Annotated in this window: 19 protein-coding genes and 1 pseudogene; 10 read left to right on the top strand and 10 right to left on the bottom strand. The window is 68.7% G+C overall.

The window, feature by feature from the left end; translation table 11 throughout:
- Nucleotides 1-6 precede the first annotated feature (6 nt).
- Genes sdhA through HWX58_RS02795 form a run of 6 tightly spaced genes read left to right on the top strand, consistent with a single transcriptional unit; the run spans nucleotide 7 to nucleotide 6285 of the window.
- On the top strand, nucleotides 7-1812 hold the full coding sequence (gene sdhA, locus HWX58_RS02820; protein WP_175985531.1) for a succinate dehydrogenase flavoprotein subunit: 1806 nt from the start codon (nucleotides 7-9) through the stop codon (nucleotides 1810-1812).
- 2 nt (nucleotides 1813-1814) lie between these two features.
- Complete coding sequence (locus HWX58_RS02815; RefSeq protein ID WP_175985530.1) at nucleotides 1815-2576, top strand: succinate dehydrogenase iron-sulfur subunit; 762 nt, start codon at nucleotides 1815-1817, stop codon at nucleotides 2574-2576.
- 41 nt (nucleotides 2577-2617) lie between these two features.
- The gene (locus HWX58_RS02810; RefSeq protein WP_175985529.1) at nucleotides 2618-3754 is read left to right on the top strand and encodes a YihY/virulence factor BrkB family protein; all 1137 of its coding nucleotides are present in this window, start codon (nucleotides 2618-2620) and stop codon (nucleotides 3752-3754) included.
- Between the two features lie 9 nt (nucleotides 3755-3763).
- Nucleotides 3764-4603 carry an exodeoxyribonuclease III gene (locus HWX58_RS02805; protein ID WP_175985528.1) on the top strand — a complete coding sequence of 280 codons (840 nt, stop codon included), beginning with the start codon at nucleotides 3764-3766 and terminating at the stop codon, nucleotides 4601-4603.
- Nucleotides 4604-4637: 34 nt separating this feature from the next.
- Nucleotides 4638-5642 (top strand): tryptophan--tRNA ligase, encoded by a 1005-nt coding sequence (gene trpS, locus HWX58_RS02800; RefSeq protein ID WP_175985527.1) that lies wholly within the window; start codon nucleotides 4638-4640, stop codon nucleotides 5640-5642.
- Nucleotides 5643-5676: 34 nt separating this feature from the next.
- Nucleotides 5677-6285, top strand: coding sequence for a hypothetical protein (locus HWX58_RS02795; protein ID WP_175985526.1), 609 nt, complete (start codon nucleotides 5677-5679; stop codon nucleotides 6283-6285).
- A 19-nt stretch (nucleotides 6286-6304) separates the two neighbouring features.
- On the opposite strand, the gene pth is transcribed toward HWX58_RS02795, so the two are convergent.
- Both pth and HWX58_RS02785 read right to left on the bottom strand, forming a co-directional pair.
- Entirely contained in the window at nucleotides 6305-6886 is a 582-nt protein-coding gene (gene pth, locus HWX58_RS02790) for an aminoacyl-tRNA hydrolase (RefSeq protein ID WP_175985525.1), read from the bottom strand.
- Nucleotides 6887-6973: 87 nt separating this feature from the next.
- The gene (locus HWX58_RS02785; RefSeq protein ID WP_175985524.1) at nucleotides 6974-7585 is read right to left on the bottom strand and encodes a 50S ribosomal protein L25/general stress protein Ctc; all 612 of its coding nucleotides are present in this window, start codon (nucleotides 7583-7585) and stop codon (nucleotides 6974-6976) included.
- A 237-nt stretch (nucleotides 7586-7822) separates the two neighbouring features.
- Here HWX58_RS02785 and HWX58_RS15265 point away from each other — a divergent pair, with 237 nt between their 5' ends.
- Both HWX58_RS15265 and gnd read left to right on the top strand, forming a co-directional pair.
- Nucleotides 7823-7948 carry a hypothetical protein gene (locus HWX58_RS15265; RefSeq protein ID WP_264675287.1) on the top strand — a complete coding sequence of 42 codons (126 nt, stop codon included), beginning with the start codon at nucleotides 7823-7825 and terminating at the stop codon, nucleotides 7946-7948.
- A 140-nt stretch (nucleotides 7949-8088) separates the two neighbouring features.
- A pseudogene (gene gnd / locus HWX58_RS02780) lies at nucleotides 8089-9496 on the top strand (NADP-dependent phosphogluconate dehydrogenase).
- Between the two features lie 56 nt (nucleotides 9497-9552).
- On the opposite strand, the gene HWX58_RS02775 reads toward gnd, so the two are convergent.
- The 3 genes from HWX58_RS02775 to HWX58_RS14975 are packed head-to-tail and all read right to left on the bottom strand — an operon-like array spanning nucleotide 9553 to nucleotide 11786.
- Nucleotides 9553-10281 (bottom strand): ABC transporter ATP-binding protein, encoded by a 729-nt coding sequence (locus HWX58_RS02775; protein ID WP_175985523.1) that lies wholly within the window; start codon nucleotides 10279-10281, stop codon nucleotides 9553-9555.
- 37 nt (nucleotides 10282-10318) lie between these two features.
- Nucleotides 10319-11260, bottom strand: coding sequence for an ABC transporter permease (locus tag HWX58_RS14980; RefSeq protein WP_250646055.1), 942 nt, complete (start codon nucleotides 11258-11260; stop codon nucleotides 10319-10321).
- On the bottom strand, nucleotides 11238-11786 hold the full coding sequence (locus HWX58_RS14975) for a hypothetical protein (RefSeq protein ID WP_250646054.1): 549 nt from the start codon (nucleotides 11784-11786) through the stop codon (nucleotides 11238-11240). Before HWX58_RS14975 ends, HWX58_RS14980 begins: the two co-directional genes overlap by 23 nt.
- 162 nt (nucleotides 11787-11948) lie before the next feature.
- Here HWX58_RS14975 and HWX58_RS02765 point away from each other — a divergent pair, with 162 nt between their 5' ends.
- Together HWX58_RS02765 and HWX58_RS02760 are read left to right on the top strand one after the other, a co-directional pair.
- Nucleotides 11949-12677 carry a response regulator transcription factor gene (locus HWX58_RS02765; RefSeq protein ID WP_175985522.1) on the top strand — a complete coding sequence of 243 codons (729 nt, stop codon included), beginning with the start codon at nucleotides 11949-11951 and terminating at the stop codon, nucleotides 12675-12677.
- Nucleotides 12678-12721: 44 nt separating this feature from the next.
- Nucleotides 12722-14152, top strand: a complete 1431-nt coding sequence (locus HWX58_RS02760; RefSeq protein WP_175985645.1) for a sensor histidine kinase — start codon at nucleotides 12722-12724, stop codon at nucleotides 14150-14152.
- Nucleotides 14153-14258: 106 nt separating this feature from the next.
- Here HWX58_RS02760 and HWX58_RS02755 read toward each other — a convergent pair whose 3' ends face one another.
- The 5 genes from HWX58_RS02755 to HWX58_RS02735 all read right to left on the bottom strand — a co-directional run bounded on the left by HWX58_RS02755 (nucleotide 14259) and on the right by HWX58_RS02735 (nucleotide 19273).
- Nucleotides 14259-15083 carry a DUF559 domain-containing protein gene (locus tag HWX58_RS02755; RefSeq protein ID WP_175985521.1) on the bottom strand — a complete coding sequence of 275 codons (825 nt, stop codon included), beginning with the start codon at nucleotides 15081-15083 and terminating at the stop codon, nucleotides 14259-14261.
- A 200-nt stretch (nucleotides 15084-15283) separates the two neighbouring features.
- Nucleotides 15284-16795, bottom strand: coding sequence for a flavodoxin reductase (locus HWX58_RS02750; RefSeq protein WP_175985644.1), 1512 nt, complete (start codon nucleotides 16793-16795; stop codon nucleotides 15284-15286).
- Nucleotides 16796-16855: 60 nt separating this feature from the next.
- Nucleotides 16856-17713: an FAD:protein FMN transferase gene (locus tag HWX58_RS02745; protein WP_175985520.1), complete on the bottom strand. Its 858-nt coding sequence runs from the start codon at nucleotides 17711-17713 to the stop codon at nucleotides 16856-16858.
- A gap of 2 nt (nucleotides 17714-17715) precedes the next feature.
- Nucleotides 17716-18174 carry an FMN-binding protein gene (locus HWX58_RS02740; RefSeq protein WP_175985519.1) on the bottom strand — a complete coding sequence of 153 codons (459 nt, stop codon included), beginning with the start codon at nucleotides 18172-18174 and terminating at the stop codon, nucleotides 17716-17718.
- A 64-nt stretch (nucleotides 18175-18238) separates the two neighbouring features.
- Complete coding sequence (locus tag HWX58_RS02735; RefSeq protein ID WP_175985518.1) at nucleotides 18239-19273, bottom strand: ribose-phosphate diphosphokinase; 1035 nt, start codon at nucleotides 19271-19273, stop codon at nucleotides 18239-18241.
- Nucleotide 19274: the final 1 nt, after the last annotated feature.

Below are 19274 nucleotides of genomic sequence, written 5' to 3'. Positions count from 1 at the left end.
CGAGAAGTGACTACTGAGACGCAGGATTCCGTCGTCCGCGACGGCGTTCACTACCACCAGTTCGACGTCGTGATCGTCGGCGCAGGAGGCGCAGGCATGCGCGCCGCCATCGAGGCGGGCCCGGGCGCGAAGACAGCCGTGATCACGAAGCTGTACCCCACCCGCTCGCACACCGGCGCGGCGCAGGGCGGCATGGCCGCCGCCCTCGCGAACGTCGAGGAGGACAGCTGGGAGTGGCACACCTTCGACACAGTCAAGGGCGGCGACTACCTCGTCGACCAGGACGCCGCCGAGATCCTCGCCAAGGAGGCCATCGACGCGGTCATCGACCTCGAGAACATGGGTCTGCCGTTCAACCGCACCCCTGAGGGCAAGATCGACCAGCGCCGCTTCGGCGGTCACACCGCCGAGCACGGCAAGACCCCGGTCCGCCGCGCGTGCTACGCCGCCGACCGCACGGGTCACATGATCCTGCAGACGCTGTTCCAGAACTGCGTCAAGCTCGGCATCAACTTCTTCAACGAGTTCTACGTGCTCGACCTCATCACGGTGAAGGACGACGACGGCAAGACCGGAGTCGCCGGCGTCGTCGCGTACGAACTGGCCACGGGCGAGCTGCACGTGTTCCAGGCCAAGTCGGTCGTCTTCGCGACGGGCGGCTTCGGCAAGATCTTCAAGACCACCTCGAACGCGCACACCCTCACCGGTGACGGCGTCGGCATCATCTGGCGCAAGAACCTGCCGCTGGAGGACATGGAGTTCTTCCAGTTCCACCCGACGGGTCTCGCCGGTCTCGGCATCCTGCTCACCGAGGGTGCGCGAGGCGAGGGCGCGATCCTGCGCAACGACTCGGGTGAGCGCTTCATGGAGCGCTACGCCCCCACCATCAAGGATCTCGCACCGCGCGACATCGTGGCGCGCTCCATGGTGCAGGAGGTCCTCGACGGCCGCGGCGCGGGCCCGCACAAGGACTACGTCTACCTCGACTGCACGCACCTCGGTGCCGAGGTCCTCGAGACCAAGCTGCCCGACATCACCGAGTTCGCCAGGACATACCTCGGTGTCGACCCGGTCACCGACCCCGTCCCCGTCATGCCGACCGCGCACTACGCCATGGGCGGCATCCCGACGAACAACGACGCCGAGGTCCTCGCCGACAACAACACGGTCGTCCCCGGTCTCTACGCCGCCGGCGAGTGCGCGTGCGTCTCGGTGCACGGCTCGAACCGCCTCGGCACCAACTCGCTCCTCGACATCAACGTGTTCGGCAAGCGCGCCGGCAACAACGCCGTGGCGTACGCCAAGACCGCCGAGTTCGTGCCGCTCCCCGAGAACCCCGCCGGGTTCGTCAAGGACATGCTCGAGAACCTGCGCGGCAGCAACGGCACCGAGCGCGTCGCCGTGCTGCGCAAGAAGCTCCAGGAGGAGATGGACCGCGGCGCCCAGGTGTTCCGCACCCACGAGTCCCTCGAGCACGTGCTGGGCGTCATCGCCGAGCTGCGCGAGCGCTACAAGAACGTCTACATCGACGACAAGGGCCACCGCTTCAACACCGACCTCCTCGAGGCAGTCGAGCTCGGGTTCCTGCTCGACATCGCCGAGGTCGTCGTCTACGCCGCGCAGAACCGCGAGGAGAGCCGCGGCGGTCACATGCGCGACGACTTCCCCAAGCGCGACGACGAGAACTGGATGAAGCACACCATGGCGTACCTGACGGGCGACCCGCACTCGTCGACGCCCGCAGATCACATCAAGCTCGACTCGAAGCCGGTCGTCCAGACCCGCTACCAGCCGATGGAGAGGAAGTACTGAGAATGTCGAACGCTGTTGCAGAGGCGCCCGCCGCCGCAGACCCGGCCGTCCAGTCCTTCCTGGTCACCTTCATCGTCCGCCGGTTCGACCCCGAGCAGGACGCCGAGCCCCGCTGGGTCGACTACGACGTGGAGTTGTTCTCCACCGACCGCGTGCTCGACGCGCTGCACAAGATCAAGTGGGAGGTCGACGGTTCGCTGTCGTTCCGCCGCTCGTGCGCGCACGGCATCTGCGGCTCTGACGCCATGCGCATCAACGGCCGCAACCGACTGGCCTGCAAGACGCTGATCAAGGACCTCGACATCTCGAAGCCGATCTACGTCGAGGCGATCAAGGGTCTGCCGCTCGAGAAGGACCTCATCGTCGACATGGAGCCGTTCTTCGCCTCCTACCGCGAGGTGCAGCCGTTCCTCGTCGCGAACAGCGTGCCCGAGAAGGGCAAGGAGCGCGTCCAGTCGATCGCCGACCGCGCGATCTTCGACGACACCACCAAGTGCATCCTGTGCGCCGCCTGCACCTCGTCGTGCCCGGTGTTCTGGACCGACGGCCAGTACTTCGGCCCTGCCGCGATCGTCAACGCGCACCGGTTCATCTTCGACTCGCGCGACGACAACGCCGACGTGCGTCTGGACATCCTCAACGACAAGGAGGGCGTCTGGCGCTGCCGCACGACCTTCAACTGCACGGAGGCGTGCCCGCGCGGCATCGAGGTCACGAAGGCCATCGCCGAGGTCAAGCAGGCCATCCTGCGCGGCCGGCCCTGACCTCCGCCTCGCATCGGTGCTCCCCTGGATAGGGTGAGGGCATGTCGGAGGACCGAGTCCGGCTGCGTGAGCGCTTCGAAGGACCCCTCGAACGCGCCGCGGAGCTGAAGGATCGCACGCTCGCGGCGTTCCCCGTGCGCGTCTGGCGCGGGTTCCTCCGCGGCAACGGCTTCCTGCTCTCGGCGGGGATGAGCTACTACGTCCTGTTCTCGCTGTTCGCGGTCATCTACGTCAGCTTCGCCGGTGTGGGGATCTGGCTCGGCGCCAGCCCGCGCGCGATCGAAGCGCTCATCGATCTCGCAAACAGCTATCTGCCAGGGCTCATCGGCGACCCCGGTCTGATCGGCCGCGACGACGTCGTCGAGATCGCCCAGGGCAGCACGAGCCTGCTGGGCATCACGGGTGCCGTGGCCGTCGGCTTCGCCGCCTGGACCGCGATCGCGGCGGTGACCTTCACGCGACGGGCGATCCGAGACATCTTCGGCCTGCCGTTCGACACGCGTTCCTACTGGCTGCTCAAGCTGCGCGATCTGCTCGCAGGCGTGCTGTTCGGCCTCGCGCTGCTGCTCGGTGCGGCGCTGAGCGTGCTGAGCGTCTGGGCGCTGGAGTGGCTGTTCGACCTGTTCGGCTGGGGCGATTCCTGGGTGCTGTCGGGGATGGCCCGCGTACTGTGGATGGCCAGCGCCTTCATCGTGGATGCCGGCGCCCTGGCGGCCCTCGTGCGCTTCCTCGTCGGCGCCGACCTGCGATGGCGCTTCATCTGGCCGGCCTCGCTGCTGGGCGGCGGGGCGATGGTGGTCCTCCAGCTCATCGCGGGCTTCCTGCTCACCCGCGTGCCCAGCAACCCCCTGCTCGCGTCCTTCGCCGTGATCATCGGGCTCCTCCTGTGGTGCCGTCTGCTCGCGAGCGTGGTGCTCGTGGCGGCCTCGTGGATCGCGGTCACCGCGGCCGACAACGACCACCCGCTGGAGCTCGAGGACGAGCAGGCCGCCCGGCTGGCCGAGCAGGAGGCCCTGGTGCTCGCCGCACGCGTGCAGCTGCGGCGGGCCCGCGACGCGTACGAGGACGCGCCCTGGTACCGCAGGCTCTGGGCCGGGCGGGCGGTGCGGCGCGCGCAGGATGCTCTGGCCATCGCCATCGAGGGTGCCGAGGCGGAGGATGTCACCGGCCCTCGTTAGGCTGAATCCATGCCTCATCTGCGTATCGCCTCGGTCAACGTCAACGGGATCAGGGCCGCGGCCCGCAACGGCATGAGCGGGTGGCTCGATGCTGCCGACGTCGACATCCTGACCCTGCAAGAGGTGCGCGGGCAGGACGAGCACCTCGAAGCAGCGCTGCCCGGATGGTCGATCGTCCACGACGAGGCGACGGCCAAGGGTCGAGCCGGCGTCGCGATCGCGAGCCGCACCCCTGCGCTCGCCTCGCGCACCGCGTTCGGGGCCGAGGACTTCGACTCGAAGGGCCGTTGGATCGAGGGCGACTTCCTCATCGACGGCCGCCCGCTGACCGTCGTCAGCGCCTATGTGCACAGCGGTGAGGCCGACACGCCCAAGCAGGATGAGAAGTGGAAGTTCCTCGACGCGTTCGGCGCGCGCCTCGCCGACCTCGGGCAGGGTGACGCGCTCGCGCTCGTCACGGGTGACCTGAACGTCGGTCACCGCGAACTCGACATCAAGAACTGGCGCGGGAACCGCAAGAAGGCGGGATTCCTCCCCCGCGAGCGGGCGTACTTCGACCGGTTTCTCGGGGATGCCGGCGCCGAGGTGACCGGCGTCGACGGCACGGTCGGCACGGGGCTCGGATGGGTCGACGTCGGGCGCCGGTTCCACGGCGAGGTCGACGGTCCGTACACGTGGTGGTCCATGCGCGGGCAGGCGTTCGACAACGACTCCGGCTGGCGCATCGACTATCACCTGGCGACCCCGGCGCTCGCCGAGCGCGTGCAGGACTACCGGGTGGCACGCGCCGCCACGTATGCCGAGCGGTGGAGCGATCATGCGCCGGTGGTCGTCGACTACGCGTACTGACAGGGCGGTCGCCCCAGCACCATAGGATTGATCCGTGACCAGACCTCGTCTCTACTCAGGAATGCAGCCATCCGCCGACTCGCTTCAGATCGGCAACTACATCGGTGCTCTCCTGCAGTGGCGCGATCTGCAGGCGTCCTACGACGCGTTCTTCTCAGTCGTCGACCTGCACGCGCTGACGGTCGCGCAGGACCCCGCGTCTTTGCGCGAGAAGACCCGGCGTACTGCCGCGCAGTACATCGCCGCGGGCATCGAGCCGTCGAAGTCGACGCTGTACGTGCAGTCGCACGTGCGCGCGCACGCCGAGCTCGCCTGGATCCTCTCGACGATCACGGGTTTCGGCGAGGCCGGACGCATGACGCAGTTCAAGGACAAGTCCAGTCGCTACGGGCAGGACGGCACGAGCGTCGGCCTGTTCACCTATCCGGTCCTCATGGCGGCCGACATCCTGCTGTACCAGAGCGATGTCGTTCCCGTGGGCGATGACCAGAAGCAGCACGTCGAGCTCACGCGCGATCTCGCGGAGCGCTTCAACGCCCGCTTCGGCGAGACGTTCGTCGTGCCGATGCCGGTCATCCAGAAGGACACCGCGCGCATCTACGACCTGCAGAATCCGACGTCGAAGATGTCGAAATCGGCCGAGACGGACGCGGGCGTGCTGTGGATGCTCGATGACCCGGCGAAATCGGCGAAGAAGATCATGCGGGCCGTCACCGACAATGAGGGCTCCGTGCGCTTCGACCGCGAGAACAAGCCCGGGGTCTCGAACCTGCTGACGATCTACGCGGCCCTCAGCGGCCGCCAGGTCGCCGCGATCGAGGACGAGTACGCAGGCCGCGGGTACGGGGACTTCAAGAAGGGCCTCGCCGAGGTCGTGGTCTCGGAGTTCGAGCCGGTGCGCTCGCGCGCCCTCGAGCTGCTCGACGACCCGGCTGAGCTCGACCGCATCCTCGCCGCCAATGCCGAGCGCGCCGATGCCGTGGCCGATGCCACGCTCGCCGACGTCTACGAGAAGGTCGGCCTGCTGCGCCGCGTGTGACGATCGGGTCGGTCGCGCACCCTAGGATGGGTGCGTGACCGACCCGCAGCTTCCTCCGACCACCCCGCACGGATCGGTCCCGCCGATTCCGAGTCCGCCCTCTCCGTACGGCACTCCCCCGTCGCAGACCGCGCCGTCGTACCAGAACCCGCCGTCGTACCAGACGCCGCCCGGCGCGTATGCGGCGCCCGTGGGCGGTTACGCAGCACCGGCCGGCAGCTACCAGGCGCCGGCTCCTGCTCCCGCACAGCCGCGCTCGGCGGTCCTGGGCATCGTGGCGTTCGTGCTGTCCATCGTCGCGGCCGTCGTCGCGCCGATCGTGGCCGGCTTCGCCGGGTACCAGATCGGGTTCCAGCTGCCCACCGTCACCCAGTACGTCGACCCGACGACCTCAGACCTCTCGTTCCTCTCGCCGGTGCGCGATCAGGTGCTCATCGGAGAGATCGGCTTCTGGGTCGGCACTCTCGGCGGCATCGCCGCGATCGTCCTCGGCATCATGGCCATCGTGAAGCGGGCGGGTCGCGTCTGGGGCGTGGTGGCCCTGATCCTCGCCGTGCTCGGGCCGGTGATCTTCTTCGTCGTACTCGGTGCGACCCTCGGCGCCGGCGCGGGTGCTGGTGCGGTCTCTACCTACGGACCCTGAAGCACCGAAGGTTCAACCGTCACCGCGGTGCGTGGTGCTTCTGCTGAGCTGCCAGCAGACCCTCCGCGACGAGGAGCTCGACGGCATCCGCGGCATCCGACACGAGGATCGGGAGCGTCTCGCGCTCCGTCTTGCCGAACGGCGAGAGCACCCAGTCGGCTGGGTCCTGCCGTCCTGGCGGGCGCCCGATGCCGACGCGCACCCGCGGGAAGTCCGCCGTCCCGATGGCACGCGCGACATCGCGAACGCCGTTGTGCCCTCCGTGCCCGCCACCGGTCTTGAGCTTGAGGGCGTCGAACGGGATGTCCAGTTCGTCATGCACGATCACGGTGCGCTCGGGAGGCACCGAGTAGAAGCGCGCGAGGGCCGCGACCGGGGTGCCCGAGACGTTCATGAACGAGTTGGGCTTGGCCAGCACGATCTTGTCCGCACCGGGGCGCAACCACGTCTCGACGACACGAGCGCCGCCCTTGTGCTCGCGGAAGCTCTCGCCGCGCCGGCCGGCGAGCTCGTCGACCACCATCTGCCCGACGTTGTGCCGGGTCGCCTCGTACCGCGGACCGGGATTGCCCAGCCCCACGATCAGCCAGGTGTCGGCCATGCGTCTCTCATCTCTTGTCTTCTCGGTCGCCAGAATACGACGAAGGGGACGCGATCAGCTCGCGTCCCCTTCGTCGAAGCAGATGTCTTACTCTGCTGCGGCCTCGTCGGCAGGCGCCTCGGCCTCAGCGGCCTCGTCGCCCTCCTCGGCCTCCGGCTCCTCGGTCGGAACGTAGACCGCGACGACGAGCGTCTCGGGGTCGGCGAGGAGCGTGGCGCCCTTGGGCAGCTTCACGTCGGCGGCGGTGATCTGCGCGCCCTCTTCCAGACCCTCGACGGAGACCTCGACGTGCTCGGGGATGTGCGTGGCCTCGACCTCGACGGCGATCGAGGTGGCGTCGAGGTTGGCGACGGTGCCGGCGAACGGCTCACCGGTGACGACGACGGGGACGTCGACCTGGATCTTCTCGCCCTTCTTCACGACGAGGAGGTCGATGTGCTCGATGATCTGGTGCACCGGGTCCTTCTGGACGTCCTTGACCAGGGCGAGCTGGTCCTTGCCCTCGATGTCGAGCTCGAGCAGCGCGTTGGCGCGGCGGATGATGAGCGAGACCTGGTGGCCCGGGAGGGCGACGTGAACGGGCTCGGTGCCGTGGCCGTAGATGACGGCGGGGATCTTGCCGGCGGCGCGGAGGCGGCGGGCGAAGCCCTTGCCGAACTGCTCGCGGACCTCGGCGTGGACCTTGGTGTCCTCAGACATGGGTTCTCCTTCGGGGCACGCGGCGAACTGCTCGCCGCGTGGTGGTCTTGTGATCGGCTTCCCGGACGCAGACGTGCGAAAGAGCCACGAGGCTGGATTCGCCGCGTCGATTACGGATGCTGCGCACGCGAAGCATCCCTCGCCGAGGAACTCATCTATCGTACCCGAAGACCCGATAGGCTGAAACCCAGACCTCTGACGCCCTCAGAACCCACCACGAAGAAACAGGAGTCCGGCATGATCGACGGCGCATTCCTCTCCCACGCCATCGCATGGCTGATCGGCGCCATGACCGTGTGCGCGACCGTCTTCAGCATCGGTGCCCTCTTCTCGTTGGGCCGCTCGGGCTACCGCAAGGACTGAGCACGTCAGCGCCAGGCGTCACACAGTGCGCCCTGGTCGCTCGCACAGCGATACGCTGAAGTCCATCCCCCTGGCTTCACGATCGAGGAGTATCTGTGCCCGAAGCATCAGCGAATATCGGAGTCGTTGGACTCGCCGTCATGGGTTCGAATCTGGCGCGGAATCTCGCGTCGCGTGAGGGGAACACGGTCGCCGTGTTCAACCGGTCGCGGTCGAAGACGGATGAGCTGGTGGCGGCGCACCCGGAGGCGGGGTTCGTGCCCGCATTCGACTACGAGGAGTTCGCCGCGTCGCTGCAGAAGCCGCGAACCGCGATCATCATGGTCAAGGCCGGTGCCGGTACGGACGCGGTCATCGACGAGCTCGTGCGCGTGTTCGAGCCGGGCGACATCATCGTCGACGGCGGCAACGCGTACTTCCCCGACACGATCCGCCGCGAGAAGGCCGTCCGCGAGACCGGGATCAACTTCGTCGGCGCCGGGATCTCCGGCGGCGAGGAGGGCGCCCTGACCGGGCCGTCGATCATGCCCGGAGGGTCGGACGAGTCCTGGGTCACCCTCGGACCGATCCTGCGCTCCATCGCCGCGGTCGCGGAGGGTGAGCCGTGCGTCACGCACATCGGGCACGACGGTGCCGGGCACTTCGTGAAGATGGTCCACAACGGCATCGAGTACGCCGACATGCAGCTCATCGCCGAGGCGTACGACCTGATCCGCCGCGGCACCGGCAAGACCCCGGCCGAGATCGCCGACATCTTCGCCGACTGGAACACCGGCGAGCTCGAGTCCTACCTGATCGAGATCACCGCCGAGGTGCTCCGCCAGGTCGACGCCGAAACCGGGAAGCCTCTCGTCGACGTCATCGTCGACCAGGCCGGCGCCAAGGGCACCGGAGCCTGGACGGTTCAGACCGCGCTCACCCTCGGCGTCCCCGTCTCCGGGATCGCCGAGGCCACCTTCGCCCGGTCGCTGTCCTCGCACCCCGAGCAGCGCGCCGCCGCCACCGCCCTCCCCGGCCCGGAGGGCGACTTCACCGTCCCCACCGAGGACGTCGACGCGTTCATCGAAGACGTCCGCCTGGCCCTGTACGCGTCGAAGATCGTCGCCTACTCCCAGGGGTTCGACGAAATCCGCGCCGGAGCCGCCGAATACGGCTGGAACATCGACCTCGGCGCCGTGTCGAAGATCTGGCGCGGCGGATGCATCATCCGTGCCCAGTTCCTCAACCGCATCGCCGACGCGTACAACGAGGCCCCGGACCTGCCGGTCCTCATGACCGCCCCGTACTTCGCCGAAGCACTCACCCGCGGACAGGCCGCCTGGCGCCGCGTCGTCATCGCCGCCGCGACCTCGGGCATCCCCGCCCCCGCCTTCAGCTCGTCGCTGTCGTACTACGACGGCATCCGCGCCGACCGCCTCCCCGGCCCTCGTCCAGGGCCAGCGCGACTTCTTCGGCGCCCACACCTACAAGCGCATCGACAAGGACGGCACCTTCCACACGCAGTGGTCGGGCGACCGCACCGAGATCGAGGCGGAAGACACGCACTGACCGCGTGCGTCTGCGACGAGAGGCCGGCAACCGTCAGGTTGCCGGCCTCTCGCGCTTCATCCGCGCGTGATGTCGGTGACCACTCCCTTCGCGAGCCGCAATCGCCTGCTGGCCCGCGCGGCGACGGCAGAGTCGTGGGTGACGATGACGAGCGTCAATCCCTCGGCGCACAGCCGCTCGAGGAGCACGAGGATCTCGTCGCGCATGCTCTCGTCCAGGTTTCCAGTCGGTTCGTCGGCCAGCAGCACTCGCGGACGCTTGACGATCGCTCGCGCGATGGCGACGCGCTGCTGCTGGCCGCCGGAGAGTTCGGTCGGCAGGTGGTCACCACGATCCGCGAGGCCCACGTGCGCCAGGGCCTCGTCGACGCGCGTCTTCCGCTCTGCACCGCTCAGCCCCAGCGGTTCGAGCGCCATGTTCACGTTCTCGGCGGCCGTCAGCGTCGGGATGAGATTGAAGCCCTGGAACACGAATCCGATCTCCTCGGCCCTGATCCGGCCGAGCGCCGTCGGCGACGCGGACGAGAGCTCGGCGGCGCCGAGGCTGATCGACCCGGAGGTGGGCTTGTCGAGCGCTCCCAGCAGCTGCAGGAGCGTCGACTTGCCCCCTCCCGTTGGTCCCTGGATCGTGACGAACTCGCCGAAGCCGATCTCGAGGTCGACGCCGGTCAACGCTTTCACGACGCGCTGCTTCTGCGTGTAGGTGCGCGTGACACCCTCCAAGCGATACAGCGTCGCCGGTGCGTCGGGAGTCCGCTCTGCAGGCACGGTGTCTGTCATGGTCATCTCTTGCTCCTTGTCGTGGTTCACTGATCGGCGCCGGTCACGCGACCGAGCGCAGGGCCTCGGCGGGGCTCAGCCTGGCGGCGCGCCACCCGCCGAACATGCCGGCGACGAGTCCGCCGAGCACCGCGAGTCCGACGGCGGCGAAGAGCACCCAGGGGGTGAGGGGCGCGCTCAGGACGATGTCGGTCGCCTGCGCGGTCTCGAACATCCCGCCGCCTCCGCCGCCGGTCGGGCCCCCCATGCCGCCGCCGGGCCCGCCCATGCCCGAAGGCGTCTCAGCCGCGGCCGAGATCGTCGGCTGGATGACGTTGATCAGCAGGATTCCGACCAGACCCAGCACGAGTCCGGCGGCCCCGCCGATCAGCCCCTGGACCATCGATTCCCCTGCCACCTGGCGCACGACGCGGCCATTGGACCATCCGATGGCCTTCAGCGTTCCGAACTCCCGCGTGCGCCGCGTGACGCCCGAGATCGTGAACAGCACCGAGATCATGACGGCGACGGCGAGCACGATGATCGACAGCCAGGTGCCGAGGTTCGTGATCATCTCGTTGGCACTGGAGAGCGACCCGGAGACCGTGGAGGCGAGATCCGACTGCGAGCTCACCGTGGCGTCGGGGAGCTCGTCGGACAGAGCGGCCTGCACGGAGTCGATGGCCGATGCCGAATCGGCCTGCACGTAGACGGTCGAGAGGACGTCCTCGACGCCCGCAAGCTCCTGCGCGGTCTCCAGCGGCAGGTAGACATTCGCGGCCGTGTCGGCGGAGTCGGAGGTGGATGCCACGATGCCCACGACCTCGACGTCGGAGCCTGCGACGTCGATCGTGTCACCCACGGCGATCGCGGACGTGGCGGCGTACGACGAGTCCACGAGGGCGACGAGCTCGCCGCTGTCGGCGGCGTCGAATCCGCGGCCGTCGCTGACCTCCACCGAGGCCAGCGGGCCGATGGCATCCTCACCGGGGTCGATGCCGAGCACCGTGAAGGAATCGATGCCGAAGGCGCTGCCGCCCTCGCCGTCCGCCCGCCGGTCGGCGGCGCCTCGCCGTCGCCGCGCGTCCCCCCCCCCGGCGCCCGACCCCGCCGCTGGGCAGCTCGCCCGAGAACGTCGAGTTCGTCAGGCTCAGGGTCCCGGATGCCGCGACGACGCCGTCCGTGCCGAGCACGGTCGCGAGCACCGAGGCATCCAGCGTTCCGCGGCGGAAGTCGGTCGTGAGCATCGACTGGTCGAGCGTCGTGGTGTCGCCGGCCTCCTCCCCCGCCTCGGAGCCGAACTCGAACCGCTGTCCGCCGCCCTCGCCGGGTTCGGCAGCGGCACCCGTGACGGTCAGGTCTGTCCCGACGCCGTACACCGACTCCAGCGCCTGCGTCTGCGCGTCGCGCACTCCGGCGGTCAGCGCGTTCACGACGATCACGAGGGCGATCGCGAGCCCGAGCCCGACCGCCACGATGATGGTCTGTCTCTTGCGGCCCGCCAGCTCGCGCCGCAGATACGTTGCGTACATGTCTCTCCTTCTGCCGCGTGCGTCGCGGAACGGATTCGACAGTAGGAATGCGATCGATGGGCGCGCGATCAACGGGTGATGAGAATCGTATGACCAGCGGTTCACAGGAATCGCATAGCGCGCTCTATGGATTCGCTCCGATCGGATGCGCACAATGGAGCCATGAGCACCGATCTGCCCGAACTGCACCGCCCTGACGGATCCCCGCTGCGCATCCTCGCCGTGGACGATGAGCAGATGCTCACCGACCTGCTCGCGATGGCGCTGCGGATGGAGGGCTGGGAGGTGCGCACCGCATCCTCGGGCCTCGAGGCCCTGCAGGTGGCGCGGGAGTTCGAACCGGACGCCCTCGTGCTCGACATCATGATGCCCGACCTCGACGGCATGAGCGTCCTGCGCCGTCTGCGCGAGTCCGGCAATCTCGTGCCCGTACTGTTCCTGACCGCGAAGGATGCCGTCGGCGACCGCATCGCCGGACTCACCGCCGGCGGCGACGACTACGTCACCAAGCCGTTCAGCCTCGAGGAGGTCATCGCGCGCCTGCGTGCGATCATCCGCCGGACCGGTTCGGCGACGTCCGACGACGGTCAGTCGATTCTGCGCGTGGGCGATCTCACCCTCAACGAGGACAGCCACGAGGTCGAGCGCGACGGCACCGAGATCGAGCTGACCGCGACCGAGTTCGAGCTGCTGCGCTACCTCATGCGCAACGAGCGCCGCGTGCTGTCGAAGGCGCAGATCCTCGACCGCGTTTGGAGCTACGACTTCGGCGGCAAGTCCTCGGTCGTCGAGCTGTACATCTCGTACCTCCGCAAGAAGATCGACGCGGGCCGCACCCCGCTGCTGCACACGGTCCGTGGCGTCGGATACATGATCAAGGCTCCGCAGTGATCGCACCGAGGCTGCGTCGACCGCTGACCCTGCAGGCGCGGCTCATGACCGCCGTCATCGGGTTCGTGTCGATCATCCTCATCATCGTCGCCGTCATCACGAGCGCGACGCTCGGGACCGCCCTGGAGGGGCGCCTGCTCGATCAGGTGAAGGCGACGGCGTCGCAGACGAGCTTTCTGGTCGCACAGCGGACGCAGGCCGCGGCCGTCGACGGGCAGCCGATCACGGCGGAGCGCGTGCTCTCCGGCCAGCATTTTCAGGGCCAGGGCGTGCTCCTCGCCATCGCATCGGCCGACGGGGCGACGGGGGTGGTCGTGACGTCCGACGAGACCATCGAGCTCAGCCGCTCCCAGCTGCTGGCGATCAACGAAGCCGTGCAGAGCTCTCCGGACGCTTCCGTGAACCTGGAGGGGGTCGGGTCCTTCCTCGTCACCGTCACCTCGCGCAACGGGGTGGGGATCGTCACGGGCCTCCCCCGCACCGAGATCCAGAGCACCATGGCGCAGCTGCTCACCGTGATCACGCTCGCCACTCTCGGCGGACTCATCCTGCTCGCCCTCACGACGGCGGTCACGATCCGCTACAGCCTCCGGCCGCTGCGCGCCGTGGCACGCACGGCGACGCGTGTCGCGAATCAGCCCCTCGACCGCGGTGAGGTCGAGATCACCGAGCGCGTTCCGGCGGCCGAGGCCGATCCGCGCACGGAGACCGGCATCGTGGGCGCCTCGCTGAACAAGCTGCTCGACCACGTCAACGACTCCCTCGCAGCGCGTCAGCGGAACGAGGCGCTCATGCGCAAGTTCGTCGCCGACGCCAGCCACGAGCTGCGCACTCCCCTGGCATCCATCCGCGGGTATTCCGAGCTCTCGCTGCGAGCCCTGCACCAGGGGGCGGACGCGTCGGGCACAGAGACCGCGCTCGAGCGCATCCAGGCCCAGTCGCTGCGCATGACGCGCCTGGTCGAGGACCTCCTGCTCCTCGCCCGTCTCGATGAGGGGCAGGAGCTCGTCCACGGGACCGTCGACCTGACGCAGCTCGCACTCGAGGGCCTGTCGGACGCCCGCCCCACCGGCCCCGAGCACGTCTGGAACATCGACGTGCCCGCCGAGCCGGTCGTCATGCTCGGCGACGCGGGCCGCCTGCACCAGGTCGTGGCGAACCTGCTCGCCAACGCGAGGACCCACACACCGGCGGGGACGGAGATCACGTTGAGCGTCGCCCGCGAGGGCGACGAGGCCGTGATGCGCGTGCATGACGACGGGCCGGGTATCGAGCCGGCCGTCCGCGATCAGCTGTTCGCGCGCTTCGCTCGCGGAGACAGCTCGCGAGCGCGCCAGACCGGAGGCACAGGGCTGGGCCTGGCGATCGCGAAGGCGATCGTCGAAGGCCACCACGGCACGATCGACGTCACATCGGAGCCGGGGAGCACGACGTTCACGGTCCGCTTCCCGCTGACGCCCCGCCGGACGGCGTGACCTCTCGTCCGACATCCGCACGCATGCAGGGTCATCGGACGGATGCAGGAGAATCGTCCGGTGATTGCCCCTGCATCCGTTCAACGAACCTGCATCCGTCCCGGGATCACGTCCGGACGAGCGCCGCGAGGACGGCCGCCTCGACGCTCTGCCAATCGTGGACGATCTGAGCGTAGTCGAACCGGAGCGTTTCATAACCGAGAGCGGATGCTGCGGCATCGCGAACGAGGTCCTTGTGCCGATGGACCTCGCCGTCGTGGTTCTCCTTGCCGTCGACCTCGAGGATGAGCCGATCGCCGATCACGAAATCCACCCTGCCGACGGTCGGGATGTCGACCTGACAAACGAGTCGGATGCCGAGGACATGCAGTCGGAGCCGGAGCAGCGATTCCAGACCGCTGTCAGCGTCATTCCGAGCGAGATCGACGAGCCAACGCGCCCCGGCGGGGAGCCTGCGCCGGATACGATCTTTCGCCGCCGCCGTGATGCGGCCCGTGCGGAGAGCGGACTCGAGAGCCGCGAAGAACGCCTCATCCCCGTGGCAGTGGAAGACATGCACGAGAACGATCTCCAACGGCGCCAGTCCGAGTCGCATGACCCCGCCGAAGAAGTGACCGACGCACGTGCATTCTCGGGGGTGGTGGACGCGCCCGGTGCCGCCGAGCCACACATGCGGCACCAGATCGTCCTGGAGCGTCCAGATTCCGTGCAACCGCAGAGCCCCGCCGCAGGTCAGGGCTCCGCCGTGCTCGGCAGCGGCGACCAGGCGGTGGTCGGTCGACGGTGTCGCGAATACACCAGGGCGCACGCGCAGGATCGTGCCGTCCTTCACCGCCTCCGACAGCATCCGTCGCGAAAGCCCGAATTCCTGCAGGCGTACGCCGCGGGCGATACCGCCTTCATGACTGATCAGAAGTGATGGCTGGAGCATCCGACGATCTTTGCCCACGAAACGCCATCGACGGGCTTGAGATGACGCTTCTGGGGATGGGTCCGCAACCCGGATCGACTGTGCAGAACGAGTCGTCCCGTACACATGCAGGGCCGCCGACCGGATGCAAGGGCATCCGTCGGCACATCGCCCTCCCGCCGTTCATTCTCCCTGCATCCGTGCGGTGCAGGGAGGAGGGATCAGTACCCGGCGAACGCGTCCGTCGTGACCGAGCGCGCCTTCTGCAGCGCCGGCGCCAGGTCGGCGATCAGGCGCGGCGGACCCGAGATGAACGTGTGCCGTGACGAGATGTCCGGCACGACGCGCTCGAGGCCCTCGGCATCCAGCCGAACGCCCTGCGCCCACGTCCAGTGCGCGGGGAGACCCTCCGGCCGGTCGCGCGTGAAGACGACGACCGGCACTCCTGTGGCCTCGAGCTCGGAACGGAACGCGAGCTCGGATGCCTCGGATGCGACGTACACGAGCACGATGTCGCGGTTGTGCCCCGCGGCCTGCAGCTCGCGCAGCTGCGAGACGAACGGCGTCACGCCGATGCCGGCCGCGACCATGAGGACGGGTGCCTCGCCCTTCGGGAGCAGGAAGTCGCCCCAGGTTCCGGTGACGGCGAGCACCGTGCCCGGTTCGGCCGCGGCGAGCGCGCGCTTGTAGGACGACGGATGCTTCTGATCGCCGTTCTTGTACGCGATCCGGAGCGTCGGCAGATCAGCCGGCGCGGAAACGATGCTGAACTCGCGACGGGTGCCCCGCGCATCGGGGCGGTGGTGCGGGACGTCGAGTTCGAGGTACTGCCCCGGCTGGAACCGCAGCCTGCCCTGGGCTCGGAAGGTGAGCTCCTGCGCGGTCGGGGTGATGAACTCGCGCTTCTCGAGCGTGAGCCGCACCGATCCGCGCAGTGCGAAGGTGAGCGCGAGCAGGTTGCCGATCAGCAGCGCCCGCTCCTGGCCGAGCGTGAAGAGGTCCCCGACGGGGATCGGCCAGCCGGCGAGCACGCCGACGACCCCGGCGACCCAGAACTGCTGCCAGCGTCGCGGCGGACTCGTGAGCGGCTCCGAGACCATGAACACGCCGAGGAACAGGAACGGCGACTGCAGCACGGCGAACGACAGCGCCGTCGGCAGGTCGAACGCGATGTTGAACTGCTGTGCCTGCACGGCCTGTCGCACGACCGCGGCGCCCACGGCGAGGAGGAGGAACACAAGAACGACCCGCACCTTCTCGGTGCGCCAGAGGACGGCGAGGCCGAACAGCGCGACCGGGATCGCCATGGCCGGCGTCCCCACCCACCACGATGCCGACGTGCCGAGCCATGCGAAGGCGCCGAATGCACCGGCGATCGAGACGACGGCCGCGCCGAACGCAGCGGGGTTGAAGATGTGCCGGCCGCGCCAGGCGATGAGGTACTTCGACACGCTCGCGATGGCACCGGCGAGCGCGAGCCCGACGAGGGCTGTCGCATCGGCACCGGGGCGCATGACGAAGAGGAGGATGAGCGCGGTGACAAGCGATGACTCGAGGCGCCACGGCAGATGCAGCAGGCGCTGCGCTGCGGCATCAACGAGTGAGATCACGATCGCCAGCACGACGAACGAGAGCGCGAGCTCGAGCGGCGACGGGCCCACGAGGCCGAAGAACGACAGGACGAACGCGATGGCGGCGAGGATCGCGAGCGATGACAGCGTCAGCCGGTACATCGAGACGGCGCCGAGGACGGCCAGCACCCGCTGGCGGAGGGATGTGAATGAGGTCACGGTTCAACTCTTCCGCATGAACAGCTCGACGGGGGCGTTCTGCGAGTGTTCGGCCGCACCCGAGGTGCTCATCCGCACCCACTCGACGCCCCAGCGCTCGGCGAGCTGCGGTCCGCCGTCGAAGAACAGCGCGGTGGCGACGGCATCCGCGTGCATGGCGTCCTCGGCGATGGCCCACGTCGCCGCCCAGGCCCGCACCGGCGCGCCGGTGCGGGCGTCGAGCACGTGGTGCAGGCCGTCTCCCCAGACTCGCCGGTTCGTCGCCGAAGCGCACAGCGCCTGATCGCGGATCGTCGCGATCCCGATGGCCTTGGCCTGGTCGAACGGATGCTCCAGCCCGATGCGCGCTTCGCCGCGCACGATGAGGTCACCCGATGCGTCGACGACGAGGTCGCCGTCGACGTCGTCGAGCTCGGCCGCCACGAGATCGACGAGACGGCCCTTGCCGAGTGCGCCGACGTCGATGATCGCGCCGGATGCCAGGGACAGCTGCTCGCCGTCCCAGTCGAGGACGTTCTGCCAGTCGGCGGGCGCGGGCTCGGGATCGCGTGCAGAGAGCGAGTGCGCAGCGTCGTAGCCGAGAGCGCTCAGGCTCCGGCCGACGAGAGGGTTGACCGCGCCGGCTGTCGCATCCGACAGCTCGCGGTACGCATCGAACATGGCGACGGCGTCCGACGGGGTGTCCGCCTGGCCCCCGGCGACCGACAAGCGGGTGACGAGCGAGTCGGCCCGGAACCGCGACCACGTGGCATCGAACCCGGCGACGATCGCGTCGATGCGAGAGCGCTGCGCGCCGGTCAGAGCCTCGGCGGTCTCGATCTCCCACCTCGTGCCGATGGCGTCGAATCGCCAGGTCGCCATCGTCAGCTCGCGGCCTGGTCCTTGATGTCCTCGAGGGCCGCGTTGAACCCGCCGCTGGTGAGCGAGGATCCTGCGACGCGGGTGACGTTCAGCTCGTCGATCGCGATACCGACCACCTCATCGGCGATGCCCGCGATGAACTGCCCCTGGTACTGCTCGGTCTCGCGGGCCTGGGGGTCGCCGGTGACCTCGACGTCGGTCACGACGCCGTCTGCGAGGGTGAGCGTCACGGAGATCTGCTCGACCGTCTCGGGGGTCTGATACGAGCCCTCGGCGGTGTAGGTGCCATCGGCGTAGTCTCCGGATGGCGCCCCGCCGTCGCTCCCGGAATTCCCTGTGGAATCGGTCGAGGCATCCTCGGTATCGGCCGCTCCGGAGCATCCGGCGAGCACGAGCATGCCGGCCATGCCGACGACGGCGGCGCCCTTGCGAACGGTGGGTGAGACGGCCTGGCTGATCATGGGATCGAGCGTAGGGCCGGCCGCTATGGGCGGGCTGTGTCTGCGCTGTCGAGACGCGATGAGACTAGGCGTCGCCGCCGAACATGCTCGTCACGGAGCCGTCCTCGAAGACCTCGTGGATGGCGCGCGCCAGCAGTGGAGCGATCGGCAGGATCGTCAGAGCGTCCCATCGGCGGGACTCGGTTAGCGGGATCGTGTCGGTGACGACGACCTCGTCGATCGAGGCGTCCTGCAGGCGCTCGTTGGCCGGATCGCTGAAGATCGCGTGGGTCGCTGCGACGATGACTCGACGGGCGCCGTTGGCCTTCAGCGCCTGCGCAGCCTTGACGATCGTGCCGCCGGTGTCGATCATGTCGTCGACGAGCAGGCAGGTGCGCCCTTCGACCGTTCCGACGATCTCGTGGACGGAGACCTGGTTGGCGACCTTCGGGTCGCGACGCTTGTGGATGATCGCGAGCGGCGCGTTCAGGCTGTCCGACCAGGTGTCAGCCACGCGGACACGACCCATGTCGGGCGAGACGATCGTGAGGGTCTCGCGGTCTTCTGCCGTGAGGTTCGCCTTGAAGTGCTCGAGCAGCACGGGCTTGGCGAACAGGTGGTCGACGGGGCCGTCGAAGAAGCCCTGGATCTGGGCCGCGTGCAGGTCGACGCTCATGACGCGGTCGGCACCGGCGGTCTTCAGCATGTCGGCGACCAGCCGGGCGCTGATGGGCTCGCGGCCGCGGCCCTTCTTGTCCTGCCGGGAGTACGGGTAGTAGGGGGCGACGACGGTGATGCGCTTGGCGGAGGCGCGCTTGGCCGCGTCGATCATGATGAGCGTCTCCATGAGCCACTCGTTGACCGGCTCACCGAAGGTCTGCACCAGGAACAGATCGCATCCGCGGATCGAGACCTCGAAGCGCGAGTAGATCTCGCCAGACGCGAAGGTGCGGTGCTCGGTCGGGGCGATCTCGGTGCCGAGGGCCGCGGCGACCGCCGCGGTCAGTTCGGGGTGCGAGCGTCCGCCGGCGACGACGAGCCGCTTCTTCGTCTTGGCGACGAGTCCCGGCGCGACGCCGTTGTCCCGATCCAGTTCAACGGTCTTCTTCTTGCGCGCCATG

Origin of the sequence: Microbacterium tenebrionis (genome assembly GCF_903645325.1) — a bacterium.
In the GTDB taxonomy this organism is placed as follows: domain Bacteria; phylum Actinomycetota; class Actinomycetes; order Actinomycetales; family Microbacteriaceae; genus Microbacterium; species Microbacterium tenebrionis.
Note: the sequence above shows the minus strand (reverse complement) of the source record. Positions and strands in the feature narration are given on the sequence as shown.

What these genes read in the sequence shown, in the direction of transcription:
- HWX58_RS15265 (WP_264675287.1), top strand. Translation starts at nt 7,823, where the DNA reads ATGATCGACGGCGCATTCCTCTCCCACGCCATCGCATGGCTGATCGGC.
- HWX58_RS02745 (WP_175985520.1), bottom strand. Translation starts at nt 17,713, where the DNA reads ATGGCGACCTGGCGATTCGACGCCATCGGCACGAGGTGGGAGATCGAG.
- HWX58_RS02740 (WP_175985519.1), bottom strand. Translation starts at nt 18,174, where the DNA reads ATGATCAGCCAGGCCGTCTCACCCACCGTTCGCAAGGGCGCCGCCGTC.
- HWX58_RS02805 (WP_175985528.1), top strand. Translation starts at nt 3,764, where the DNA reads ATGCCTCATCTGCGTATCGCCTCGGTCAACGTCAACGGGATCAGGGCC.
- HWX58_RS14975 (WP_250646054.1), bottom strand. Translation starts at nt 11,786, where the DNA reads ATGTACGCAACGTATCTGCGGCGCGAGCTGGCGGGCCGCAAGAGACAG.
- HWX58_RS02810 (WP_175985529.1), top strand. Translation starts at nt 2,618, where the DNA reads ATGTCGGAGGACCGAGTCCGGCTGCGTGAGCGCTTCGAAGGACCCCTC.
- HWX58_RS02760 (WP_175985645.1), top strand. Translation starts at nt 12,722, where the DNA reads ATGACCGCCGTCATCGGGTTCGTGTCGATCATCCTCATCATCGTCGCC.
- HWX58_RS02775 (WP_175985523.1), bottom strand. Translation starts at nt 10,281, where the DNA reads ATGACCATGACAGACACCGTGCCTGCAGAGCGGACTCCCGACGCACCG.
- HWX58_RS02750 (WP_175985644.1), bottom strand. Translation starts at nt 16,795, where the DNA reads ATGTACCGGCTGACGCTGTCATCGCTCGCGATCCTCGCCGCCATCGCG.
- HWX58_RS02755 (WP_175985521.1), bottom strand. Translation starts at nt 15,083, where the DNA reads ATGCTCCAGCCATCACTTCTGATCAGTCATGAAGGCGGTATCGCCCGC.
- HWX58_RS02785 (WP_175985524.1), bottom strand. Translation starts at nt 7,585, where the DNA reads ATGTCTGAGGACACCAAGGTCCACGCCGAGGTCCGCGAGCAGTTCGGC.
- pth (WP_175985525.1), bottom strand. Translation starts at nt 6,886, where the DNA reads ATGGCCGACACCTGGCTGATCGTGGGGCTGGGCAATCCCGGTCCGCGG.
- HWX58_RS02815 (WP_175985530.1), top strand. Translation starts at nt 1,815, where the DNA reads ATGTCGAACGCTGTTGCAGAGGCGCCCGCCGCCGCAGACCCGGCCGTC.
- HWX58_RS02735 (WP_175985518.1), bottom strand. Translation starts at nt 19,273, where the DNA reads ATGGCGCGCAAGAAGAAGACCGTTGAACTGGATCGGGACAACGGCGTC.
- HWX58_RS02765 (WP_175985522.1), top strand. Translation starts at nt 11,949, where the DNA reads ATGAGCACCGATCTGCCCGAACTGCACCGCCCTGACGGATCCCCGCTG.